The sequence below is a fragment of the Massilia sp. 9096 genome (assembly GCF_000745265.1).
In the GTDB taxonomy this organism is placed as follows: Bacteria; Pseudomonadota; Gammaproteobacteria; order Burkholderiales; family Burkholderiaceae_D; genus Telluria.
Map to the genome: position 1 here is coordinate 4966953 of NZ_JQNN01000001.1, position 23322 is coordinate 4990274.

Genomic DNA, 23322 nt, shown 5'->3' on the forward strand with positions numbered 1-23322 from the left:
GCCGCCGGCCTGCCGATCGTGTTCGCGATGCGGCTGGTCGAAGGCATCTGAATCTTCTTTGATTTACACCGCCTGTTCGCGCAGCATGCGCTGCTTGCGCGAGCGGCCGAACACGTACCAGATCACGGCCAGCGGCAGCAGCAGCGGCAACAGCAGCGGCGAAATCGCCAGCGCCAGCAGCGCCATGCCCAGCGCCAGGCCGCCGGCCAGCATGATGCCGACCCCGGCGAACACCGCCGCCAGCACGACGCCCACGAACAGCATGACGACGCCGGCCAGCAGCATGCCGCCGCCCGCGAACACCAGGCCAAGCAGGGCGCCGAGCGGGCCGTCGACATGGTCGCCGTCGATGTCGACACCGATGCCGTTGCCGCCGAAGACGTTCCAGGCGAATACGGCGAACAGGAAGAAAACGATGATGGCGACGGTCTTTTTCATGATGGTGTCCTCGGTGATTGGGGTGTCGATGAAGCCACTGTATCTGCATGCTTGTCGCGCGGCCATCGACGTGCGACAAGCTGCCGTTTTGGCGGGACCGGAGGTTGCCGGCGCGGGATGAACGGCAGCCGGGCTTGACGGGAAGTAAGCCTTGCAATGCGAGACCATCTGTCTATACTGACAGCCTGCTCTGTCACAGGAGGCCTGTATGCGAAACATCCACGCTGATCCGAACCAGCGGGCCTGGGGCGATGCGGCCGGCTACAAGAATCCGCCGTCGGCGCCGCCCACGATCCCGCCGATCATCATCAATCCGTTCACCGACCAGACCCGCAGGCCTATCCCGAATCCGGCGATCGACCCGCGCAGCAAGCCCCCTGGGCCGCCCATCGTGCCGCCGCCCGGTCCGAGCCTGCGCATGGCCGGCCGGCCGCGGCCTGCCTGACCCGGTTTTTGCAGGGAAAAGGCAGCTTCTGCTTGTCCAGTCGGGCGGAATTTTCTATGATCAGGGGTTGGGCACAACCCCTGAACGAGACTGGAACAATGAGCAACGAAGTACCCGAGCACGAAGATAACTTCAACGATGAGCCGAGCGACGCCCCGGTGCAGGAAGCACGCCTGTGGCAAGGCAACGGCTGGACCGCGCGCGTCATCAAGAACGACGACGACGACGGCTGGGCGGTCGCCATGTACAAGGATGGCGAGCCGGAGCCGGCGCTGGTCGGTCCCTGGACCATGGGCCGCGACAAGAAGAACCCGAAGCCGCTCGACGTCAACGCCTTCAACACGCTGATCAAGACGGCGTCCGAGGTGATCCGCCGCCACGAGCAGCACCTGCACGCGATGCTGCACAAGAGCACGGTCGTGTCGACCGCGCAGGGCGAACTCAAGGTCACGCTCGACATCGTGCCCGACGAGGACAACCCGTACGCGCTGCTGGCCGCCATCGACGAGATGGGCGAGCAGGTGGCACAGGTGCGCGTCGAGGCATCCTTCAAGCTGTCGCCGTCGTCGGCCCAGGCCTGGGTCGAGAACGATTTCCGCGCGCCGCGCTGAATCGGCAATCCACAGTAACCTCACAGCAACATCGACGGTTTTTCCGGGCGAAACCCTGCTAATATTTCCTCAGTGAATTATCTGCAATCAAGGGAATCCGATGGAAAGCCGTCTCGTCCGCCTGGAAGCCGTCCAGGCGATGCTGCTCGAGATCGGTCAGCTGTCCGCCAGCTGCACCGACATCACCGAATTCATCGGCGCCGTGCACCGCGCGCTGGGCCGCATCATGTATGCGGACAATTTCTATGTCGCGCTGGCCGAGCGCGTGGACAACACCGTCCGTTTCGTCTACTTCGTCGATACCGTCGACCAGGGCCCGGATCCCGAGGAGCGGGTGGCGCTGGCCTCGCCCGAACAATCGCCGACCGCCTGGGTACTGATGAACGCCCAGCCGATGTCGATCACCGCCGAGCAGATGCACGCCCGTAACAATGGCGTCAACTGGGGCCGCGGCAGCATCGCCGAGCACTGGATGGGCTGTCCGCTGTTCGACCAGCAGCACCAGGTGCTGGGCGCGATCGTGATCCAGAGCCACTTGCCGCAGCACACCTACAGCGAGGAAGACGAAGCGCTGTTCCAGCTGATCGCCAACCACGTGTCGAACGCGCTGCAGGGCCTGCAGAGCATGGACCGCCTCGAGCGCGCCGTGCAGGAGCGCACGCGCGCGCTGGCGCGCGAGGTGGCCGAGCGCCGCCGCGCGGAGCAGATCCAGCACGCGCTGTACCAGATCGCCGAGCTGTCGGCCTCGGCGATCGAGACCGATGCGCTGGCCGCCAGCCTGCACCGCATCATCGGCGAGCTGATGACGGCCAGGAACTTCCTGATCGCGCTGACCCATCCGGACAGCGGCGAACTGAGCGTCCCCTACCATGCCGACGAACGCGACAGCTATGCGCCGCACCAGCGTTTCCCGCTCGGCGCCGGCCTGGTCTCGTACGTGCTGCAGAGCCGCCAGGCACAGCTGCACGACGCCGGCAGCGTCGCGCGCCTGCGCGCGGCCGGCAAGATCCGCGAGCCGCTCGGCGACACCGACATCGCCAGCTGGATCGGCGCGCCGATGCTGGTGAACGACAAGGCCTACGGCGTGATGGTGGTGCAGAGCTACGACCCGACCATCGTGTATGGCAAGGCCGAGCTCGACCTGCTGGCCTTCATCGCCAGCCACGTCGCCGTGGCGATCGCGCGCATGCAGGCCGACCGCGCGATCCGCAAGACCAAGGAAAGCCTGGAAAAGCAGAACGCGGCGCTGAACCAGGCGCTGACCCAGCTGCAGGAAGCGCAGAGCGAGCTGGTGCGCCAGGAAAAGCTGGCCTCGCTGGGGCAGATGGTGGCCGGGGTGGCGCACGAGATCAACACGCCGCTGGGCATCTGCGTGACCGCCACCAGCCACCTGGTGCAGGAACTCAAGCTCACGCGCGAGGAGCTGGCCGCGGGCGCGATGACCGAAGACAGTCTGAACGCCTTCTTCGACGTGGTCGACCAGTCGCTGCGCATCATGACTACCAACACCCAGCGCGCGGCCAGCCTGGTGCGCAGCTTCAAGCAGGTCGCGGTCGACCAGTCCTCGGACGACATCCGCAGCTTCAACCTGGGCGCCTACCTGAACGAGGTGCTGCTGTCGCTGCAGCCCAAGCTCAAGGGCCGGCCGGTCGAGGTGGCGATCGACTGCCCGAAGGACCTGGCGATGGAGAGTTTTCCCGGCGCGGTCTCGCAGATCGTCACCAACATGGTGGTCAATTCGCTGGTGCACGGCTTCGAGCGCGACCAGCGCGGACGCATCTCGATCCGCGCCCGGCTGGACGGCGGCCAGGTCGTGTTCGAATATGCCGACGACGGCGCCGGCATGGACGCCGACACGCTGGCCAAGCTGTTCGACCCGTTCTTCACCACCAAGCGCGGCAGCGGGGGCAGCGGCCTGGGCGGGCACATCCTGTACAACCTGGCGACCGGCGTGCTGAAAGGGTCGCTGCGCGCCGAGAGCAGCCCGGGCCAGGGCTTGCGGTATCACTTGCGCTTCCCGTGCAAGGTGGCCAGGCCGCAGCGGCTGGCGGCGTGATCAGCGTGGTTTGACCACCAGCTCCTTGAAACCGGTGAACGGATCGTCCTCGCGCGTGAACTGGACGTCCGGCAGCAGCGCCACCAGCACCTCGGCCGTGGTGCGCACGATGCAACCGGCGCCGACGTGGCCGCCGGTCACGCGCCCGGCCGCGTCCGACACCGACATGTGCAGGTGCGGCCCGTCCGGCGACAGCGAGCCGCCCAGGCTCAGGATTTCCAGGTCGCCGCGCAGCAGGTCGCTATCGGGCCGGCCGGCGTAGCGGATCGCTGCGGCCGATAGACTGCCGATCCCTTGCAGCACGAAGGCGGCCCGGACACCGTGCAGGGCCGGCAGTTCGGCCAGCGCCGCGCGCAGGTCGAGGCCGGCGGGAATGCGCAAGGCGAGTGTCTTCAACGTTTCCTCTTTCAAGCGCGTTGGGCCAGGTTGGCCAGCAGGTCGACCAGGCGGCCGATCTCGTAAGGCTTGGACAGCACCTGCACGCCCGGGATCGCGACGCGCTGGTCGGTGTAGCCGGTTGCCAGCACCACCGGCAAGCCGGGGCGGCGTTCGCGCAGCAGGCCGGCCAGGTCGACCCCGCTGAGCTTGCCCGGCATGACGATGTCCGAGAACATGACGTCGACTTCCAGCCCTTTGTCCAGCCTGGCCAGCGCCTCGTCGCCGCTGGCCGCGACCAGCACTTCGAAGCCGGCTTCCTCGAGCGCGCGCACCACCGCTTCGCGCACCAGCGGATCGTCCTCGACGAACAGCACGCGGCCCCCGCCGCTCAGGGCATCGTCGGCCGCGCCGGGGCGCGCCGGCGGGTGCGACAGCGGCTGGTGCGAACGCGGCAGGCAGATCTCGATCGCGGTGCCTTCGCCGACCGTGCTGGCCATGTGCAGGAAACCCTGCGACTGGCTGGCGAAGGCGTACGCCTGCGGCAGGCCCAGGCCCGAGCCCTGGCCCGCCGCCTTGGTGGTGAAGAAGGGGTCGAGCGCGCGCGCCAGCACTTCCGGCGGCATGCCGCTGCCGGTATCGGCGACCGTGATCTGCACGTAGTCGCCGCCGGCGCGTTCGCGCGTCGCCTCGAGTACGCGGTTGCGCACCGCGATGCGCAGCAGGCCACCGTCCGGCATGGCGTCGCGCGCGTTGATCGACAGGTTCAGCAGGGCCAGGTCGAACTGCAGCGGATCGACCGTCACCGGCCACAGGCCGTCGGCGCAGTCGAGCTCCAGCGTCACGCCCTGGCGCAACACGTTGCGCACCAGCTGCGCCGCGCTGTGCGCCTGGGCGCACGGATCGATGGTCAGCAGCCTGGCGTCCTGCACGCGGCCGAATGAGCCGAGCTGGCCGGTCAGCGCGGTGGCGCGCGCGACCGTGCGCTTGCAGGTGTCGATCAGGCTGAGTACCTTGGGTTGCGTCGCGGTCAGCGCGGCCAGCTGCAGCGCCGTGGTGAGGGTCTGCAGCAGGTTGTTGAATTCGTGCGCGATGCCGCCGGTGAGCCGGCCCAGCGCTTCCATCTTCTGGCTGCGCACCAGCGCGGCCTGGGCCTGCTCGCTGGCGCCCACGGCCTCCTGCACGCGCTGCTCGAGTTCCTGCTGCGCGTGACGGATGCGCCGGCTGGCTTCGGCCATGCGCAGCGCCACGGCGTCCAGTTCGACCACGCCGTGCGGCGTGTAGGCCACTTCGCGGCCCTGGCCCAGGTCTTCGGCGCCGCGCCCCAGGTCGTGGATCGGCGCCAGCGCGCGCTTGCCGAAGCGGCTTGCCGCCGCGATCGCGACGACCAGCAGCAGCAGCATGATCGCGGCCAGGAAGGCGGCAGCCTGCAGCGGGACGCGGCGCAGCTCGGTCTTCGGGATCGTCACCATGACCTTCCAGCCGACCTCGGGAACCGTGCTGAAAAAGCCCTGCACGGGCGTGCCCTGGAGGTTACGGTTCGAGAACACCCCCTCGGCGCCGGCGGCGAACCGGCGCCGCGCCACTTCGCTCACCAGGCGGCCGCGGAAATGCTCGGCGTCTTGCGTGCGCGCGGCGATGCGGCCGGCGCGGTCGATCACGATCGCTTGCCAGTCGGACGGGAAGCGCTGACGCTGCACCAGGCGCTGCAGGCTGGCCGCGTCCACGCCCATGGTGAGGAAGTAGCGCAGGCGTCCGGCCTGGCGCACCGGCACCTGGATCACGAAGTCGTACTGGCCGACGTGCGGCACCAGGAACAGGTCGGACACCAGCGTGCGCTCGGCGCCGTAGCGTTGCGCCAGCGCTTCGACGTTGGAGGCGCGCCGGAACGGCAGCTCGGCATCGAACGGAAGGCGGGTGTTGAGCAGCTGGTGGCCGTCGAGGTCGAACAGGACGATGTTGCTTTCCCGGGTCGGCATCAGCGCGCGCGCATGCTGGTAGAAGGTCGCCAGGTCGTTGCGCTCGAGCGCCGGCGAATTGGCCAGCGCCAGCAGGATGCTTTCCTTGATTTCCAGTTCGTTGCCGACCAGCTGGGCGAACGTGCGCACCGTCTCGCGCACACTGTTTTCCTGGGCGCGGCGCTCTTCCAGATAGACGTAGCCGACCGCCAGCAGGGCCGCCACGAAGGCGGGCACCAGGATGGACAGGATCAGGATCAGCAGTCGGGTTCGGATGCGCATGGTGCGCCAACACTAGAGTGCGTCAAAAGCCGGCTAGTCTACCTGACAATATCGGACTTGTCCTTGCGACACGGTTGCCTAATCGGGCCAGCGGCGGTTGATCTCGGCCGCCTTGTCGAGGTTGCGGATCAGGATGTCGACGTAATAAGGATCGAGATGCTGGCCCGAGACCTCGCGCAGGTAGTCGTGCACCTGCTCGATCGGCCAGGCTTTCTTGTAGACGCGCTCGTGGGTCAGGGCGTCGAACACGTCGGCCACCGCGACGATGCGCGCGTACGGGTGGATCTGCTCGCCCTTCAGGCCTTGCGGGTAGCCGCTGCCGTCCCACTTTTCGTGGTGCTGGTGGGCGATCACCGCCGCCGCCTTCAGGATCGGACGCTGCGAGCCGTCCAGGATCTGCAGGCCGATGGTCGGGTGCTGCTTCATGATCTCCCATTCGTCGGGCGTGAGGCGGCCGGGTTTCAGCAGCACCGCGTCGGGCGTGCCGATCTTGCCGACGTCGTGCATCGGCGTGGCGTGCATCAGCACCGCGGTCTCGTCCTCGGGCATGCCCGATTCCAGCGCCAGCATGTGGCACACCTGGGCCATGCGGCGCACGTGGTTGCCGGCTTCGTGCGAGCGCGACTCGACCACGTCGCCCAGGCGCAGGATCAGCTCGGCCTGGGTGTCGGTGATCTCCTGGTTCAAGAGGATGTTGTCGAAGGCGACCGCCACGCCCGAACAGAACACGTCGAGCAGCTGGACGTCGATCTCGGAGATCTCCTCGACGCCCTTGAGCACCAGCAGCGACGCCTTGCCGCTGTTGTTCGGGAAGTAGCCGACGTAGGTGTCGCCGTGCAGCTTGGAGATGCGGTTGTGGCGCGCCTCGTCGAGCTGGGCGATCAGCTCGGGGCCGATGGTGTCTTCGCCGAGTTCGCCGATCTGCGCCAGGATCTCGTACTGGCTCTCGCCGGCGATCACGCTGGCGCCGGCCACGCGCAGCAGCATGCTCTGCTCGAGGCGCAGCAGCGCCACCACCTGTTGCAGCAGGCCGCTGGCGAAATCCTTCAGGCTGCGCTGGCGGAACAAATGGGTCGAGGCCGAGATGACGCGCTCCAGGCCTTCGCGGTAGGTTTCCTGCAGGCGGCGCGCGTCCTCGACCTTCATGATGTCGCGGTAGGCGCGCAGCGCGGCGAAGGTGGTGGTGAACAGCTTGGTCCGATCGAGCTCGGTCTTTTCCTTGTAGTCGTTGATGTCGTAGTCGACGATCACGCGCTCTTCCGGCGCCTGGCCGGGCTGGCCGGTGCGCAGGACGATGCGGGTGAACTGGTTGTCGAGGTCCTGGCGCAGCCAGCGCGCCACTTCCAGGCCGCTGTCTTCGCGTTCCATCACCACGTCGAGGAAGACCAGCGCGATGTCCTTTTCGCGCGCCAGCACTTCCTTGGCCTGTTCGCCGCTGTAGGCGTGCAGGAAAGTCAGGGCGCGGCCGTCGAGGCGGAAACGCGACAGCGTGAGCTTGGTGATGTCATGGATGTCGGGTTCGTCATCGACGAGCAGAACTTTCCATGGGGCGAGTTTCGGCGCGGCAGAGGACAGGAATGACATAGGGACATCCGTATCGAAGTGACTGGAAACAGAAAGTTGATGTAAAGCAGTGATATTTCAGATCGATTGTAGTATGAGCAGTTTCCCTTAACAACAGGAAATATTTGATCCCGCATGTAATTGCTGGGTTGTCTGTAACTCGGCAGCAACAGCCATGACATCTGCACAAGCGCGGGGCGTGTAGATGCTGCGCCATCGTGCGTGCAGCGCGGCCGCTGCACCGCGATGGCGCCGGCGCGCTGGACGCACCGCTTCAGCCGTAGCGCTTCTGGCAGCGCTCGCACCAGAAGCTGCGCCGGTTGCTGCGGCCGAGGTTGGCCTTGTGGAAGGGGATGTGGTCGCGCGGGCAGGTCTTCTGGGCATGCGCCAGCCAGTGCTGCTTGAGCGTGAATTCCTTTTTCCAGCCCAGGAAATCGAAGCTGTACTGGCGCGCCTCGTGCACCAGCGCGCGCAGCTTGGCCGGCGGCAGCGCCCCGACCGTCGAGCGCGGATCGACGCGGATGCGAAACAGCACCTCGTTCTTGATGATGTTGCCCACGCCCGAGAAGATGTCCTGGTCGAGCAGGGCGTCGCAAGCCAGCATATCCGGCTGGGCGCGCAGTTTCTTCAGCGCTTTTCTCGGATTCCATTCGTCGGACATGACGTCGGCGGCCCAGTCGTACATGGCGTCGATGTCGCAGTCGATTTCCTTGACCGAGCAGGCATAGAAATTCATGACGCTGCCGTCCTCGAAGCCGAGCGACAGGCGCGGCGGCTTCTCGCGTCCTTCGTTGATACGGTAGGTGCCGAACAGCAGGAAATGGATGCGCACCACCATCGTCGGCATCTGGATCAGGAAATGCTTGCCCCAGGTGCGCAGCGCGACGATCGGCTGGCCGACCAGGCGCGTGGTGTCGATCGCCCAGGTGTTGCCCTCGGCGCGCACGACCGTCTGCCCGACGAAGCGGGCGGTCTGTTCTTTCAGGATGTACAGCGATGGACCTTCCGGCACGGTGAACCTCCTCGTAGCATGAGTTCGATTCTCTATTGGAAAGGTTCGAACGCCCTGTGCGGGGACTAACATTTCGATACAAACTTATACACGCGCTGTACCGACAGGCCCGCTTCGGGAAGCGTATATTGGTGTTCAAAATGCGAAAGGAAAAAACGTGAAAACGACCCTCGAAACCCTGGCCCTGGCGGGCTTGCTGGCGTTGGCGGCAGGCGGCGCGGCGGCGGCCACCACCGTCAATTACATCCAGCCGGACAAATTTTCCGACATCCCGTTCACGCCGTGGGAACGCGAGGATGCGCTCAAGCACATCACCGACCACTTCAACAAGCTGGGCGAATCGCTGCCGCCAGGACAGGACCTGCGCATCGACGTGCTCGACGTCGACCTGGCCGGCCGCGAGATCCCGAGCGCGCGCAATGGCCGCGACCTGCGCATCATGACCGGACGCGCCGACTGGCCGCGCATGAAGCTGCGCTACGCGGTCGAGCAAGGCGGCCAGGTCATCAAGAGCGGCGAATCGCAGATCCAGGACATGGACTACCAGAATCATCTCAACCAGTATTTCGACAGCGACCCGTTCCGCTACGAAAAGCAGATGATGGATGACTGGTTCGTGAAAAACATCGGGCCGCTCAAGGACACACGCCGGCGCCGCTGAGGAAGAATCTATAATTTCTATCGCAACGATAGGAATTCATTTACGGACTATATACCTCATGTGTTAGGCCGTTAACGTAGCGTCCTGCCGTCATCCGTTATGTTAATCATTCAATAAAACAGATATTGAACGAGGAAACTGATGACTGCACCCAATACCCAAGCCGGCGTCGATGGCGCCGGCTCGTCGCTGAGCACCGTTGCCGGGCCGTCGGCGCCGCCGGCATCGTCCAGCAACGCCACCAACCCGGTCGAAAAGCGCCTGTTCGACAAGATGGCCGACGAGAAGGCCCTCGTGGCATCGATGCCGTTCAACCCGAACAAGCCGGCCGAATACGGCGATGCCTCGCGCGTCCCGAACGAAGGCGCGCACAACAAGCCGTCCGACCCCGCCACCACCGGCAGCACCGCAAGCGAGATCGCCAGCTCCGCCAAGGTCGGCAGCGGCCAGCCGCCGGTGGGCGAGAACCCGACCGTGGCGCCGCTGGACCGCGTGCGCGTCGACCCGTCCGACCGCCACCTGACCACCAACCAGGGCGTGCCGGTGGCCGACAACCAGCACTCGCTGAAGATCGGCCTGCGCGGTCCGACCGCGCTGGAAGACTTCATCCTGCGCGAAAAGATCATGCACTTCGACCACGAGCGCATTCCCGAGCGCGTGGTGCACGCACGCGGTTCGGCCGCGCACGGCTTTTTCGAAGCGTATGACGACTTTTCCGAACTGACCCGCGCCAACGTGTTCGCCGCCAAAGGCAAGCGCACCCCGGTGTTCGTGCGCTTCTCGACCGTGGCCGGCGAGCGCGGCTCGACCGACGTCGCGCGCGACGTGCGCGGCTTCGCCGTCAAGTTCTATACGGAAGAAGGCAACTGGGACCTGGTCGGCAATAACATCCCGGTGTTCTTCATCCAGGACGCCATCAAGTTCCCGGACCTGGTGCACGCCGCCAAGCCGGAACCGCACCACGCGATGCCGCAGGCGGCCACCGCGCACGACACCTTCTGGGACTTCGCCGGCCTGTCGCCGGAAATCGCGCACATGCTGATGTGGGTGATGTCGGACCGCGCCATCCCGCGCAGCTACCGCACCATGCAGGGCTTCGGCGTGCACACCTTCCGCCTGGTCAATGCGCAGGGCGAGTCGCGCTACGTGAAATTCCACTGGAACCCGCTGCAGGGTACGCACTCGCTGGTGTGGGACGAAGCCGTGCGCATTTCGGGCGCCGACCCCGACTTCCACCGCCGCGACCTGTGGGAATCCATCGAGTCCGGCAACTTCCCGGAATGGGAACTGGGCGTGCAGATCTTCACCGAGGAACAGGCCGCATCGTTCCCGTTCGACATCCTGGACGCGACCAAGCTGGTGCCGGAAGAACTGGTGCCGATCACGCCGCTCGGCCGCATGGTCCTGAACCGCAACCCGGACAATTTCTTCGCCGAGACCGAGCAGGTGGCGTTTTGCACCGCGCACGTCGTGCCGGGCATCGACTTCACCAACGATCCGCTGCTGCAAGGACGTAATTTCTCGTATCTGGACACGCAGATCACCCGCCTGGGCGGTCCGAACTTCCACGAGATTCCGATCAACACGCCGGTGGTGCAAATCCAGAACAACCAGCGTGACGGCTTCCATCGCCAGGCAATCAACCGCGGCCGCGTGAACTACGAGCCGAACTCGCTGGGCGGCGGCGTCCCGTACCAGGCCGGCAAGGCGGGCTTTACCAGCTTCCCGGAGCGCTTCACCAGCGTCGACAAGGTGCGCGGCAATCCCGAGCTGTTTGCCGAGCACTACGGCCAGGCACGCATGTTCTACCACAGCCAGACCGCGGTCGAGCAGGCCCACATCGCCAACGCCTTCCGCTTCGAGCTGACCCGCGTGCAGACCCCGGCCGTGCGCGAGCGCATCCTGGCGCTGCTGGCCAATATCGACACCGGCCTGGTCACCGCGGTGGCGGACGGCCTGGGCATGGACGTGCCGGCGCCGCTGCCGCGCGCTTCCGACGCCCCGGTGCCGGAATACGAGCCGTCGCCGGCGCTGTCGCTGATGGCGCGTCCGGGCCAGACCGGCGTGCGCACGCGCCGTGTGGCGATCCTGGTGGCGCCGGGCGTCGACGGCGAGCAGGTGCGCGAGATGTACGGCCAGCTGCTCAACGCCGGCGCCGTGCCGCGCGTGGTCGGCTCGATGCTGGGCAAGGTCAAGTCCAGCAGCGGCGACCCGCTCGACGTCGAGATCTCGCTCGAGGCCGGCCCGTCGGTCATGTACGACGGCATGATCGTGCCGGACGGCGCCGCCGATCTGCTGGCGCGCAACGCCCACGCGATCGACTTCGTGCGCGAGCAGTACCGCCACTGCAAGCCGATCCTGGCCCTGGGCGGCGGCGCCAACCTGCTGGTCAAGGCGATGATCCCGCAGGCGCTGCCGGACGGTTCGGCCGACCCGGCCCTGCTGGTGGACGGCACGCTGGAAGCGTTCGCAAACGCGCTGGCCAGCCATCGCGCGTTCGCGCGCGAGACCGATCCGCCGATGGTCTAAGGGTGTGAAGGTGTAACAAGCGAGGCCGGTACGCACGCGCGCATCGGCCTCGCTTGTCGTTCAAGCCCGGTGGTGGGGTTCAGTCGATCCAGTTCACGCGATCGAACTTGGCGCGGAATTCGTCCGGCATCGCCACCACCTGGCTGGTCTTGTAATTGAAAAACACGAAACCCTGCTTGGCCATCGCCACCATCTTCTTGTCCTTGGGCCGGGTGATGCGAAAGGTGATGTCGCCGCCGTACTTGTTGAAGTCCATGACGCCGACTTCGAACAACAGCTGGTCGCGCGCGTGCGCCTCGGCCCGGTAGGTGGTGGCCAGGTCGGTGACGATGATGCCGGTGCCGTCGCGCTCGGCTTCCTGCACGCCGAACTCGAACAGGAAACGCGCTCGCGCCTCGGAAATCATCGAGATCATCGAGTCGTTGCCGAGGTGGTTGCCGGCGTTGATGTCGGTGACGCGCACCGTCAGCAGCGTCGTGTAGTAGTACTGGTCTTCCGGAAAACTGAGCTGTAGGCGTGCCATGTCTGCATTCTATCCCGTGCGGGTTGGGTGTCCGATTGCGCTGGTTCGATGCGGATCAGCGTGTGAGGCGGTAGATCAGGAGCGCCGCCCGGATCGCCCCGCGCTCGATCGAGACCGGGTCGAGGTCTTCCTCCGGTGAATGGGCGCCGCGGCCGTTGGCGCCCAGGCCGTCCAGGCTGTCGAGCAGCGGCGCGATGAACTGGATGTCGCCGGCGCCGCGCGCCTCGGGCGGCACCATGCCGATCGGGCCCAGGCCGGCGTCGCGGCTGGCGCTGGAATAGGCCGCGAGCACTTTGAGGTTGCCGGGCGTGACCGCCATCGGCGGGTAGGAATCCTCGAAGCTGATGCTGGCGCTGGCGCCCGGCAGGTTCTGCGCGACGATCGCGCGCATGCGCGCCTGGGCGCGGTCGCGCTGGGCGTAGTCGAGGTAGCGCAGGTCGGATTTCACGATCACGCTGTTGGCGATCACGTTGGTCTTGCCGGCCGCCGTGCCGCGGATCTGACCGGCGTCCAGGCTGGCTTCGGTGCCGCCGACGATCAATCCCGGGTTAAAGGTCAGGCCGGGTTCGATCACCTGCTGGCGGAAGGCGTCGAGGATGCGCGCGGCCTCGTACACGGCGCCGTAGCCGTTCACGCCGAACACGCCCATCGAGTGGCCCTGTTTTCCGCTCACTTTCAGTTCGAAGCCGGCGGTGGCGCGCCGGCCGACGGTGGCGGTCGCCACGCCGTCCTTGTCGATGATGCTGCCCTCGAACGACAGCGCGACGTCGCTGCGCTTGGCGAGCTCGACCATGTCGCCGCGCGAGACCGCGTGCGGATGGCCGGCTTCTTCCTCGTCGCCGGTGAACAGTACGCTGATCGTCGCGCCGTCCAGCGCGCCCGCCTGCTGCAGCGCGCGCAGCGCTTCGATCACGACGACGTCGCCGCCCTTCATGTCGGACACGCCCTGGCCGCGCACGCGCGCACCCGGATCGCTGCCTTGCGGCTGCCACAGCGGCGTGGCGTCGCCGGGTTCGAACACGGTGTCGAGGTGGCCGAGCAGCAGCAGGCGCTTGCCCTTGCCGGGCGCACCCGTGTGCGTGGCCAGCAGGTGGCCGGCGCGCTTCATTTCGGGCGGCATGTCGATCCAGCGGGTCTGGAAACCAAGGGCGTCGAACTGGCTGCGGAACAATTGTCCGACCGCGCGCACGCCTTGCAGGTTATGGGTGCCGCTGTTGATCAGCGCGCTTTGCCGGAGCAGATCGAGCGCCTGCGGACTGTGGGCGCGGACCGCGGCCACGATCCGCTGTTCGACCGGGCTCAGGGCTGGACCCGGTTGCGAATCCGATTGCGAACTTGGTTGCGAACCCGGTTGCTGGGCCGGCTCGTACGCCGCCGCAGTGCGGACCGGGCCCGCGGCGGCCAGCGCGAGCAGGCAGGCCATCGTCCTGCGCATCGCGATCTCTCGAAAGATAAGGATGCTCAACTGTACACCGATTTTGCGGCGATGTTCAGCGCGGATGAAGGCCGGGTGAATGCCGACTCAATCGAGGCGCTGGTTGCTGATGCGCACCGACTGGCTCTGGATCTTGCCGTCGATGACTTCGTAGATGCAGACCAGGTCGACCTTGCCCGGTCCTTCCGGGAAGGTGCGGGTGACGGTTTCGTAATCGATCACGATGTTGCCCATCACCGCGCGCTGGATCAGGTGGGCGTGCAGATTTGGCTCTTGCAGGCGCGGGGCCAGGCGGGCACGTATCTCATCGTGGCCGCTCGCGAGCAGCTTGGCCGGCAGCTCGTACTGGCACGCATCGGGCGCATAGGTGGCGAGCAAGCCATCGAGGTCGCGGGCGTTGTAGGCGTCGAGCTGGCGCTGGACGACGGCTTCAGGACTGTGCAGGTCGGTCATGTCGGTTCCGTGGTCAAGATGGAAAGCTTTTAATTATGCCACGGTTGCCGCGTCAGGGCGGGGGATCGCCGGGGTAGGGCGGACGTGCGCGCATCTTGCGCACGATACCCTCGCGGTCCAGCAGCAGCACCAGTTCGGTATGGCGCCCGCCGCCGGCCGCGCTTTCATACAGCCAGGTTTCGAAGCCGCTGTCGAACACGACGGTCTTGGTCGGCCCGAACGCGGCCAGCAGCTCGGCCTTGGTAGTGCGCCCCGGCACGACCAACTGTTCGAAGCGGTCTTGCGCGACGTCCTTGCCGGGTTCGGGGGCGTTGGTGGCGCAGCCGGACAGCGTCAGCGAGGCGGCCAGCAGCGTGCTCGCCAGCGTGCCGGACAGGATGCGGTACGCGCTCATTGACTGGCTCCAGGCGCGGAGGCGGGCGCGGCGGGCGGATCGTCCCGCATGGTGTCGAAGCTGACCAGGGTGTCGTCGGGCCAGCTGCGGTCCCAGATCGGCGCGTAGTAGGTGCGGTCGAGCAGCACCTGGCAATCGCAGTAGGGCAGCATGTCGGGCGTCTGATCGCCGCCGGCGTACAGCATGTGGAAGGGCAGGACTTCGGTGCGGTCGCCGGCGCGCAGCGTGACCGAGAACAGCGGCCGCTCCGTGAAGAACAGGAAGTTGCCGTCCGGGTTGTTGCAGACCTGTTCCGGCGTGGTGAGCGCATTCGAGATCCAGCCGAACAGCGGCGAACTGTTCGACACCAGGCCGGCCTCCATGCCGACCAGGCACTCCAGGCGCAGGTCGCCGAGGCGGCGCGTGCCGGGCGGCAGGCCGGGCGTGGTGACTACCGCGCGCCAGGTCATGCTGGTGGTCTTGCGGTTGGCTATCACGGCGGCGTCCTCGCGCAGCGCCTGTTCGTTGCGCGGCAAGGTAAAGCTGTTGTCTTCGGCCACCGGCACCGGCACGGTGATATGGTCGCCCACGACCTTGAGCGTGATGCCGTGCATGTCGACGCTGCGCGTGCGCGGCAACAGGCGGAAATGCAGCGTGGCCCGGGGTGCCAGCGCGTGCTCGCGCTCGAAACGCTCCATGCCGCGGATCATCTTGCGGTAGGACTTGTCGACCGGGTCGCGGGTCGAGGTAACGGTCACGCTCTGGACCGCGCCCGACGGCGTGCTGTCCGGCGCCTGCTGCGGCTGTTGCTGTTGCTGTTGCTGAGGCTGCTGCGCCAGCGCCGCACCGGGCAGGCCGCCCAACAGCCCACTCAACAATCCACTCAGCAGCCCGCTCAGCAACGCGGCGCCCGGCATCAAGGAACGAATCACCCCGCGCATCCGCACCCTTACCAGTAGCGGACGCGGCCGACGTCCATGTGCACGAACTGCGAGTCCGGGTAATAGCCGACGCCGCCGGCGCGCGCCGCCATCGCCGCCTTGTGCAGCCTGGCCAGGTCCTGGCCGACGATGCGCACGTCGATCGCCTTGCCTTCCATGTGCAGGCTGTGCTTGGCGACGCCGCCGGTGTTTTCGTGCAGCATCTCGTTGGTTTCCGGCGAGCGGTAGCCGGAGATCACCTGGAACGTGGGGTGGTCGCCGAACTGTGCGCTGATGCGGTCGAGCAGCACCAGCAGCTGCGGGTCGATCGCCGCGATCTTGTTGTTGCGGTGGTCGCGCAGCAGCTTGTTGACGTCTTGCAGCGCGTCCGGGATGAACTGGCCTTCGGCCCAGAACACGGTGCGCAGGCTCTCGCCGGTATGGGTGTTGTGCAGGCGCAGGATGCGTTCGCCCGGCGCGGCGGCGGGCGTGACCGGCGCGGCAGCGGCGGGCTGCGCTGCGGCCCGCGACAGTGCCGGCGTGCCCAGCACGGAAGCCAGGACGACGGAACTTTTCAGAAAGGAACGTCGATGGTTCATGGGTATTTCCTGTGCTACGGAAGGCTTCATGATACGCCCGGTTCGCCAGGCGTGCAGACAGACGGTTGCTTCGTGCTCTGTAAGCACAGGACGACAAGCGCCTCTGTTCAATGTGGCATGCTCGCCGAAAACGCGGCATTTGCACGTCGTTTGCGTTGGCTGATTCAGGTGTCGGCGGCGCTGGAAGCTACCTGTGCTGCATATTGACGTGCATCGTCCCTGCTCGTGCCGGGCGCGCGATCATGAGTCCGGCACCCGCCAAGTCACGGAGACCTCATGCTGCGTGTTCTGCTTTCATGGGCATCGATCCTGCCGCAACGGCTGCGCTCGGCGTTACCGCCGCCGGCGCGCGTGGTGCGCCGGCCCGTCGCAACATACGCTGCGCAGGCCGGCTATCTGCTGGTAGCCGTGCTGGCGCCGGCCTGCCTGTTCCTGCTGTGGCTGAGCGACTTACCGCTGCGCGACAACAACGAGGGCCTGTACGCCGAGATCGCGCGCGAGATGCTGGCAAGCGGCAATTACGTGGTGCCGCACCTGAACGGCGTGCCCTATATCGAAAAGCCGCCGCTGCTGTACTGGCTGGCCGGCGCCGCGATGGCGGCATGCGGCCCGGCGCCCGGCGTGGTCCGGCTGGCGTCGGCGCTGCCGATGCTGGCGCTGTGCCTGGGCCTGTTCCAGTTCTGCCGCCACCACCTGGGCCCGGCAATCGCCTGTTATGCCAGCGTCACGCTGGCCAGCATGGTGCCGGTGGCGCTGATCGCCCGCCTGGTGCTGTTCGATCCGCTGTTGACCGCATTGCTGGGGGGCTGGATGCTGTGCTACCTGCACACTTATTTGCAGGCGGATCCGCAAGCGCCGCCAACGCCGGGCGCGAGCCGGGCCGGCGCCGTGCTGCTCGGCCTGGCAGTGATGGACAAGGGGGCGGTGGCCCTCGTGCTGGCCCTGGGCGTGGCGGCCGTGTTCCTGCTGTCGATGCGCGAGCGCCGCGGCTGGCGCCCGCTGTACGACCCGGCCGCGCTGGCGCTGTTCCTGGCCGTGGTGCTGCCGTGGCACCTGCTGGTGGCCAGGGAGCAGGACGGCTTCGCCTGGTTCTACGTCGTCAACGAGCACCTGCTGCGCTTCCTCGGCCAGCGCCAGCCCGACGATTATCATCGCGGCCCGTTCTGGTTCTACCTGCCGCGCCTGCTGATGATGACCATGCCGTGGACGCCTTTCCTGTTGCTGCTGGCGCGCGGTGCGCACTGGCATGATCGCAAGCGCGCCGTCGTCGTGCGCTTCTGCCAGGCGGCGGTGGGCTTCCCGCTGCTGTTCTTTTCGCTGAGCCAGGCCAAGGCCGACTATTACCTGGTGGTGTGCGCGCCTCCCCTGGCGCTGTGGCTCGCGCTGGCGCTGGCGCAGGCGCTCGAGCACGCACAGGCGCGGGCGCGCGCACGCAGCCTGCGCCTGGCCGCCTGCTGGGGCGCGGCGTTCTCGACCTGCACGGTACTGCTGGTGGCCTTGCCGGATGCCGACGACCGTATCTGGTCGGCACTGCCGCTGGTTTTGCTGATCCTCGCCTGGCTGGCGCTGATGCCGGTGGCCACGCGTGTCTTCCTGGCCCTGCGCTCCACGCGCGAGCGCGAGGGCGCGCTGCTGGCCATCGTGCTGTTCGCGCTGCCGCTGCTGGCGCTGGCGGTCGAGCACGGCGGCACACGCGCCGCGCGCGACAGCAGCCTGCGCATCGCCGAGCTCCTGCGCGCCCAGGCCGGTCCCGCGCGCCAGGTCTTCATCTACCGCGACTTCGAAGACCGCTTCGCCAGCCTGCCGTTCTACCTCGGCCGCCCGATCGCAGTGGTCGACAGCATGAGCCGCGACCTGCTGTTCGGCTGCGCGGCGGAGCCCGGCACGGCCTGTATCGATCGCGATGCCTTCCTGCGCCGCAGCCGCGCCGGACCGGTCGCAGTCGCCGTGCTGGCCGAACGCCGCGACGAATTTCTTGCGCTGGCGGGACCGGGCTGGCGCAGCGAAGCGGTCGGCGGCAAAATCGTCTTCTTCAATGGGGCGCAGGATGCGGCACACGACAGGCCGCCGGTGCACGAGGCGCCTGTGAACGCCAAGCCCTGAAGCTGCGCGGCCGAGCTCGAATTTGCATCTGTGCAATTCTTCCAAGCTGTTCTAGAATGGAAATTGTCGGGACGACAACGCATGTCCTGGCAACTCATTTCATGTATCCCGCCGTGACGGCGGTCCCTGGAGGAACTGCATGCATCTGTTTGTCCGTTCGTTCATTCGCTCCTCAAGCTGCCTGTCCGTGGTGCTGGGATTGAGCGGCGCCTCGGCCCTGGCCGCACCCGCAAAGCCGGTGCCCGCCGCCGTCGCCAAGGCCGCGGCCCAGGCCGACATTCCGATTCCCGACATCCCGTACACCAAGTTCGTGCTCAAGAACGGACTGACGGTACTGGTGCACGAAGACCATAAATCGCCGGTGGTGGCGGTCAACACCTGGTACCACGTCGGATCGAAGAACGAACCGGCGGGCAAGACCGGTTTCGCGCACCTGTTCGAGCACCTGATGTTCTCGGGCAGCCAGAACTTCAACAAGACCTTCCTGTCGGCGCTGGAAGGCATCGGCGCGACCGACCTGAACGGCACCACCAACGCCGACCGCACCAATTATTTCGAGACCGTGCCGACCTCGATGCTCGACTTCGCGCTGTTCGCCGAAAGCGACCGCATGGGCCACCTGCTCGGTGTGCTCGACCAGAAAAAGCTCGACCTGCAGCGCGGCGTGGTGCAGAACGAAAAGCGCCAGAACGAGAACCAGCCCTACGGCCTGGTCTACCAGACCATCACCGAGAACACCTGGCCGGCCGGCCACCCGTATGCGCATACCGTGATCGGCTCGATGGACGACCTCGACGCCGCCTCGATGAACGACGTGCAGACCTGGTTCAAGACCAACTACGGCCCCAGCAACGTGGTGCTGGTGCTGGCCGGCGACATCACGCCGGCGCAGGCGCGCGAAAAGGTCCAGAAGTACTACGGCGACATCCCGCCCGGACCGCCGCTGCAGCACCAGCACGACTGGGTCGTCAAGCGCACCGGCACCCACCGCAGCACACTGCAGGACCGCGTGCCCCAGGCGCGCATCGTGCGCGTCTGGAACGTGCCGGGTGCGAACACGCCGGAAGAAGCGCTGCTCGACCTGGCGTCGCACGTGCTGGGCGGGGCCAAGAGTTCGCGCCTGTACCAGCGCCTGGTGGTGAAGGAGCAGCTCGCCACCGGGGTCTCGGCCAGCGACAACTCGAAAGAGATCGCCGGCCAGTTCGAAATCGACCTGACCGCCCGGCCCGGCGTCGACGTCGCGCGCATGGAAAGCATCGCCGACGAAGAACTGCGCCGCCTGATGCAGAGCGGCCCGACCGAGGACGAGCTGCGCCTGGCCAAGAACGCCTTCCTGGCCAATTACACGCGCCGGGTCGAGCGCATCGGCGGCTTCGGCGGCAAGAGCGACCTGCTGGCGCAATGCACGACCTTCACCGGCAATCCCGATTGCTACAAGGTCTACCTCGAGCGCATCAAGGCCGCCACTCCGGCGGCGGTGCGCAAGGCGATGCAGGATTGGCTCAGCGACGGCGACTTCATCCTGCAGGTGAACCCGTTCCCGACCCTGGCGGCCGAGAACACCGGCCTGGACCGCAGCAAGGGCGCGCCGCTCGGCCATCCGGAAGCGCTGCACCTGCCGCCGATGCAGGCGGCCACGCTGTCGAACGGCATGAAGATCGTGCTGGCCGAACGCCACGGCGCGCCGGTGATCAACCTGTCGACCATCCTCGACGGCGGCTTTGCCTCCGACGACCGCGCCACCGCCGGCCTGGCCAGCCTGACGCTGCGCATGCTCGAAGAGGGCACGGACGGGAAAACCCCGCGCACCGCGCTGGCGATTACCCAGGAACTGGAAGCGCTGGGCGCCTCGTTGGGCACCTCGACCAACCTGGACGGCGCGTTCGTCAACCTGAACGTGCTCAAGTCCACGCTGCCGCAGGCGCTCGGCCTGTACGCCGACCTGGTGCTGCACCCGGCCTTCCCGCAAGCCGATTTCGAACGCCTGCAGCGCGACCGCCTGGTCGCGATCCAGCGCGAAAAGACCGTCCCGCGCGCGATGGCGCTGCGCGTGCTGCCCGGCCTGGTCTACGGTCCTGACCATGCCTACGCGCTGCCGCTGACCGGCACCGGCACCGAAGCCTCGGTCGGCCGCCTGACCCGGGCCGACCTGGTGCGCTACCACGACACCTGGTTCAAGCCGAACAACGCGACCCTGCTGGTGGTCGGCGACACCACCATGGCCGAACTCAAGCCGATGCTGGAGAAGGCCTTCGGCGCGTGGAAGCCCGGCCAGCTGCCGCACAAGACCATCGCCACGGTGGCGCAGCCGCAGGGGACCACGGTGTACCTGATCGACCGCCCGGGCGCGCTGCAGAGCGAGATCCTGGGCGCCCAGCTCGCGCCCCCGCGCAACACGCCGGAAGCGGTGCCGCTGAACCTGCTCAACGACCTGTTCGGCGGGACCTTCAGCTCGCGCCTGAACATGAACCTGCGCGAGGACAAGCACTGGTCGTACGGGGTCGGCACCGGTCTGGTGGCGGCCGAGGGCCAGCGCATCTGGTACAGCGACTCGCCGGTGCAGACCGACAAGACGGCCGACGCGCTGCGCGAACTGGCGCGCGAGTACGTCGACATCGGCGGCAAGCAGCCGGTCACGCAGCAGGAGCTCAAGCAAGCCCAGGACAACGCGACCCTGGGCCTGCCGGGCGAGTTCGAGACCGTCGGCCAGCTGTCCAACGCCTACGCCGCGATCCTGCAGTACCACCTGCCCGAGGACTATTACAACACCTACACGGCCAAGGCCCTGGCGGCGACCCCGGGCCAGGTCGACGCGCTGGCCAAGCGCCTGATCCTGCCGAAGCAGCCGGTGTGGATCGTGGTCGGCGACATGAGCAAGATCGAGGCCGGCATCCGTGCGCTGAACCTGGGCGAGGTACGCCGCATCGACGCCGACGGCAAACCGCTGCCCTGAGCGTTGCCCCGACCCGTCGTGTCCCGGCGGGAGCGGTGTGCATTGTTGACACCGCTCCCACCGCCGGGCTATGTTGTTTCTTCAGCCAAATCCTGGCGTTCATCGAAGAGACCATGCCCGTGAATACCCGTTTGCCGTCCCGCCTGCAGTCCCGTCGCGACCTCCTGAAATTCGCCCTGGCCGGCGCCGCCGTCTCGGCCTTGCCGGCCGCCGCATCGGCCGCCGCCAAAAAAGCAGCGCAAGGCGCCAACAACGCCGCCTCGCCGGCCGACCGCCAGTTCAACACCCTGATGGCCGACTTCGCCGACGAGATCCTGCGCCTCGAGCCGAGCAGCGCCACCTCGCTCGGCCTCGACACCGGCGCGCGCGCCGGCCTGAAGTCGCAACTGGAAGACGTCTCGCACGCCGGCGACGAGCGCTGGAACGTACAAGTCAAATCGATGGGCGCGCGCCTGGCCAAGGTCGACCGCAAGGCGCTCAGCCAGCAAGACCAGATCCGCTACGACACGCTGCGCTATGCAGTGCAAAGCGGCCTGGAAGGCATCCCGTTCCCGTTCGGCGGCGCGGCCAGCGGTTTCAATGGCGGCACCGCGCCGTTCCCGGTGACGCAGCAGGACGGCGCCATCACGCGCATCCCCGAGTTCCTCGACTCGCAGCACCAGATCGCCGACAAGGCCGACGCCGAAGCCTACCTCGCGCGCGTGCAGGCGATGGCGCGCATGCTCGACCAGGAAACCGCGCGTATCAACGAACAGGCTGCGATGGGCGTCATGCCGCCCAGCTTCATCATGCAGACCGCGCTGGGCCAGCTGCAGGAGTACCGCAAGACCCCGGCCGGCCAGCAGAAGCTGGTGACCTCGGTCGGCGCGCGTGCGCGCAAGCTGGGCCTGGCCGGCGACTGGGATGCGCGCGCCACCAAGCTGGTCAACGATGCCGTGTATCCGGCGCTCGATCGCCAGATCGCCGCCTATACCAAAGCCGCGCAAAAGGCGACCGACGTGGCCGGCGTGCATCGCCTGCCGAACGGCGAAGCCTACTACCGCTGGGCCCTGAAGCTCGGCACCACCACCAGCTTCACGCCCGAAGAGATCCACAAGATCGGCCAGGACCAGAACCGCGAGCTGGAATCGAAGATGGATGCGATCCTGCGCGCGCAAGGCATGACGCAGGGGACCGTGGGCGCGCGCATGCACGCGCTGTCGGTCGACCCGAAACGCCTGTACGCCGACAACGACCAGGGCCGCGCCGAGCTGATCGCCTACTGCAACGAGCGCGTCGCGCAGATCCGCAAACTCCTGCCGCAGATTTCGCACCTCGGTCTCGAGGCGCCGCTGGTGATCAAGCGCGTGCCGGCCGACATCCAGGACGGCGCGGCGCTGGGCTACATGAACTTCGCGTCACTGGACGGCTCGCGTCCGGCGATCTATTACATCAACCTGAAGTCGACCGGGCTGTGGCCGCGCCACGAGCTGACCTCGCTGACCGCGCACGAAGGCGTGCCGGGCCACACGCTGCAGGGCGCCTACCTGGCCGAGCACCACGCCGAGATGCCTTTGATCTCGTCGCTGATCGGTTTCAATGCGTTCGTGGAAGGCTGGGCGCTGTACGCCGAGCAGCTGGTCGACGAGCTGGGCCTGTACAAGGACGATCCGCTCAGCCGCCTGGGCTACATGCAGGCGCAGAAGTTCCGCGCCTGCCGCCTGGTGGTCGACACCGGCATGCACGGCCTGAAGTGGACGCGCCAGCAGGCCATCGATTTCCTGTCGCAGAACACCGGCCGCGCGCTGGCCTCGTGCACCAGCGAGATCGACCGCTACACGGTGTCGCCGGGCCAGGCCTGCGGCTACAAGATGGGTCACAACGAGATCCTGCGCAACCGCGAGCGCGCCAAGGCGGCGCTGGGCAGCCGCTTCGACCTGGCGGCGTTCGACGACGCCATCATCTCGAGCGGCGGCGTGCCGTTGGCGGTGCTGCCGACCGTCATCGACCAGTACATCGCCGCGGCCAAGCGCGCTTGATGAAATCGGCCGGGC

19 protein-coding genes are annotated in these 23322 nt (G+C 67.0%); 8 read left to right on the plus strand and 11 right to left on the minus strand.

Translation table 11 applies throughout. The annotated features are described in order from the left end of the window. Positions 1-63 precede the first annotated feature (63 nt). Entirely contained in the window at positions 64-438 is a 375-nt protein-coding gene (locus FA90_RS21575; protein ID WP_036172460.1) for a hypothetical protein, read from the minus strand. Positions 439-646: 208 nt separating this feature from the next. Between FA90_RS21575 and FA90_RS21580 the strand changes: the two genes are divergently transcribed. The 3 genes from FA90_RS21580 (at position 647) to FA90_RS21590 (ending at position 3550) form a co-directional block, all read left to right on the plus strand. Further along, positions 647-883, plus strand: coding sequence for a hypothetical protein (locus tag FA90_RS21580; RefSeq protein ID WP_036172462.1), 237 nt, complete (start codon positions 647-649; stop codon positions 881-883). A 98-nt stretch (positions 884-981) separates the two neighbouring features. Next, positions 982-1494 (plus strand): hypothetical protein, encoded by a 513-nt coding sequence (locus tag FA90_RS21585; protein ID WP_036172464.1) that lies wholly within the window; start codon positions 982-984, stop codon positions 1492-1494. Positions 1495-1594: 100 nt separating this feature from the next. Next, the gene (locus FA90_RS21590) at positions 1595-3550 is read left to right on the plus strand and encodes a GAF domain-containing sensor histidine kinase (protein ID WP_036172466.1); all 1956 of its coding nucleotides are present in this window, start codon (positions 1595-1597) and stop codon (positions 3548-3550) included. Here the strand turns inward: FA90_RS21590 and FA90_RS21595 are convergent, their stop codons facing one another. The 4 genes from FA90_RS21595 to FA90_RS21610 form a co-directional block, all read right to left on the minus strand. Then, the gene (locus tag FA90_RS21595) at positions 3551-3946 is read right to left on the minus strand and encodes a PPC domain-containing DNA-binding protein (RefSeq protein WP_036172468.1); all 396 of its coding nucleotides are present in this window, start codon (positions 3944-3946) and stop codon (positions 3551-3553) included. Positions 3947-3957: 11 nt separating this feature from the next. Then, positions 3958-6165, minus strand: a complete 2208-nt coding sequence (locus FA90_RS25240; RefSeq protein ID WP_051971987.1) for a response regulator — start codon at positions 6163-6165, stop codon at positions 3958-3960. 78 nt (positions 6166-6243) lie between these two features. Continuing rightward, complete coding sequence (locus FA90_RS21605) at positions 6244-7749, minus strand: HD domain-containing phosphohydrolase (protein WP_036172470.1); 1506 nt, start codon at positions 7747-7749, stop codon at positions 6244-6246. 253 nt (positions 7750-8002) lie between these two features. Then, the gene (locus FA90_RS21610; RefSeq protein WP_036172472.1) at positions 8003-8740 is read right to left on the minus strand and encodes a DNA-formamidopyrimidine glycosylase family protein; all 738 of its coding nucleotides are present in this window, start codon (positions 8738-8740) and stop codon (positions 8003-8005) included. Between the two features lie 157 nt (positions 8741-8897). Between FA90_RS21610 and FA90_RS21615 the strand changes: the two genes are divergently transcribed. Both FA90_RS21615 and FA90_RS21620 read left to right on the plus strand, forming a co-directional pair. Further along, the gene (locus FA90_RS21615; protein WP_036172474.1) at positions 8898-9401 is read left to right on the plus strand and encodes a DUF3016 domain-containing protein; all 504 of its coding nucleotides are present in this window, start codon (positions 8898-8900) and stop codon (positions 9399-9401) included. Positions 9402-9542: 141 nt separating this feature from the next. Then, on the plus strand, positions 9543-11930 hold the full coding sequence (locus FA90_RS21620; RefSeq protein ID WP_036172476.1) for a catalase: 2388 nt from the start codon (positions 9543-9545) through the stop codon (positions 11928-11930). A 79-nt stretch (positions 11931-12009) separates the two neighbouring features. On the opposite strand, the gene FA90_RS21625 is transcribed toward FA90_RS21620, so the two are convergent. The 6 genes from FA90_RS21625 to FA90_RS21650 form a co-directional block, all read right to left on the minus strand. Continuing rightward, entirely contained in the window at positions 12010-12453 is a 444-nt protein-coding gene (locus FA90_RS21625; RefSeq protein ID WP_036172477.1) for a thioesterase family protein, read from the minus strand. Positions 12454-12508: 55 nt separating this feature from the next. Then, positions 12509-13888 carry a M20/M25/M40 family metallo-hydrolase gene (locus tag FA90_RS21630; protein WP_239700888.1) on the minus strand — a complete coding sequence of 460 codons (1380 nt, stop codon included), beginning with the start codon at positions 13886-13888 and terminating at the stop codon, positions 12509-12511. 87 nt (positions 13889-13975) lie between these two features. Next, positions 13976-14341, minus strand: a complete 366-nt coding sequence (locus tag FA90_RS21635) for a nuclear transport factor 2 family protein (RefSeq protein WP_036172478.1) — start codon at positions 14339-14341, stop codon at positions 13976-13978. A gap of 52 nt (positions 14342-14393) precedes the next feature. Then, positions 14394-14735 (minus strand): hypothetical protein, encoded by a 342-nt coding sequence (locus tag FA90_RS21640; RefSeq protein ID WP_036172479.1) that lies wholly within the window; start codon positions 14733-14735, stop codon positions 14394-14396. Beyond that, positions 14732-15646 (minus strand): hypothetical protein, encoded by a 915-nt coding sequence (locus tag FA90_RS21645; protein WP_239700891.1) that lies wholly within the window; start codon positions 15644-15646, stop codon positions 14732-14734. Before FA90_RS21645 ends, FA90_RS21640 begins: the two co-directional genes overlap by 4 nt. Before the next feature lie 17 nt (positions 15647-15663). Continuing rightward, positions 15664-16233: a DUF882 domain-containing protein gene (locus FA90_RS21650; RefSeq protein WP_051971988.1), complete on the minus strand. Its 570-nt coding sequence runs from the start codon at positions 16231-16233 to the stop codon at positions 15664-15666. A 276-nt stretch (positions 16234-16509) separates the two neighbouring features. Between FA90_RS21650 and FA90_RS21655 the strand changes: the two genes are divergently transcribed. The 3 genes from FA90_RS21655 to FA90_RS21665 all read left to right on the plus strand — a co-directional run bounded on the left by FA90_RS21655 (position 16510) and on the right by FA90_RS21665 (position 23307). Beyond that, on the plus strand, positions 16510-18336 hold the full coding sequence (locus FA90_RS21655; RefSeq protein WP_036172480.1) for a glycosyltransferase family 39 protein: 1827 nt from the start codon (positions 16510-16512) through the stop codon (positions 18334-18336). Between the two features lie 139 nt (positions 18337-18475). Continuing rightward, positions 18476-21289, plus strand: coding sequence for a pitrilysin family protein (locus FA90_RS21660; protein WP_081933980.1), 2814 nt, complete (start codon positions 18476-18478; stop codon positions 21287-21289). A 119-nt stretch (positions 21290-21408) separates the two neighbouring features. Continuing rightward, positions 21409-23307 carry a DUF885 family protein gene (locus tag FA90_RS21665; protein WP_081934126.1) on the plus strand — a complete coding sequence of 633 codons (1899 nt, stop codon included), beginning with the start codon at positions 21409-21411 and terminating at the stop codon, positions 23305-23307. The last annotated feature ends 15 nt before the right edge of the window (positions 23308-23322 follow it).

Excerpts from the sequence above, each read along its gene's own strand:
- FA90_RS21580 (WP_036172462.1), top strand. The coding sequence starts at position 647 with ATGCGAAACATCCACGCTGATCCGAACCAGCGGGCCTGGGGCGATGCG.
- FA90_RS21575 (WP_036172460.1), bottom strand. The coding sequence starts at position 438 with ATGAAAAAGACCGTCGCCATCATCGTTTTCTTCCTGTTCGCCGTATTC.
- FA90_RS21620 (WP_036172476.1), top strand. The coding sequence starts at position 9,543 with ATGACTGCACCCAATACCCAAGCCGGCGTCGATGGCGCCGGCTCGTCG.
- FA90_RS25240 (WP_051971987.1), bottom strand. The coding sequence starts at position 6,165 with ATGCGCATCCGAACCCGACTGCTGATCCTGATCCTGTCCATCCTGGTG.
- FA90_RS21630 (WP_239700888.1), bottom strand. The coding sequence starts at position 13,888 with ATGCGCAGGACGATGGCCTGCCTGCTCGCGCTGGCCGCCGCGGGCCCG.
- FA90_RS21640 (WP_036172479.1), bottom strand. The coding sequence starts at position 14,735 with ATGAGCGCGTACCGCATCCTGTCCGGCACGCTGGCGAGCACGCTGCTG.
- FA90_RS21660 (WP_081933980.1), top strand. The coding sequence starts at position 18,476 with ATGCATCTGTTTGTCCGTTCGTTCATTCGCTCCTCAAGCTGCCTGTCC.
- FA90_RS21625 (WP_036172477.1), bottom strand. The coding sequence starts at position 12,453 with ATGGCACGCCTACAGCTCAGTTTTCCGGAAGACCAGTACTACTACACG.
- FA90_RS21655 (WP_036172480.1), top strand. The coding sequence starts at position 16,510 with ATGCTGCGTGTTCTGCTTTCATGGGCATCGATCCTGCCGCAACGGCTG.
- FA90_RS21590 (WP_036172466.1), top strand. The coding sequence starts at position 1,595 with ATGGAAAGCCGTCTCGTCCGCCTGGAAGCCGTCCAGGCGATGCTGCTC.
- FA90_RS21585 (WP_036172464.1), top strand. The coding sequence starts at position 982 with ATGAGCAACGAAGTACCCGAGCACGAAGATAACTTCAACGATGAGCCG.
- FA90_RS21635 (WP_036172478.1), bottom strand. The coding sequence starts at position 14,341 with ATGACCGACCTGCACAGTCCTGAAGCCGTCGTCCAGCGCCAGCTCGAC.
- FA90_RS21605 (WP_036172470.1), bottom strand. The coding sequence starts at position 7,749 with ATGTCATTCCTGTCCTCTGCCGCGCCGAAACTCGCCCCATGGAAAGTT.
- FA90_RS21650 (WP_051971988.1), bottom strand. The coding sequence starts at position 16,233 with ATGAACCATCGACGTTCCTTTCTGAAAAGTTCCGTCGTCCTGGCTTCC.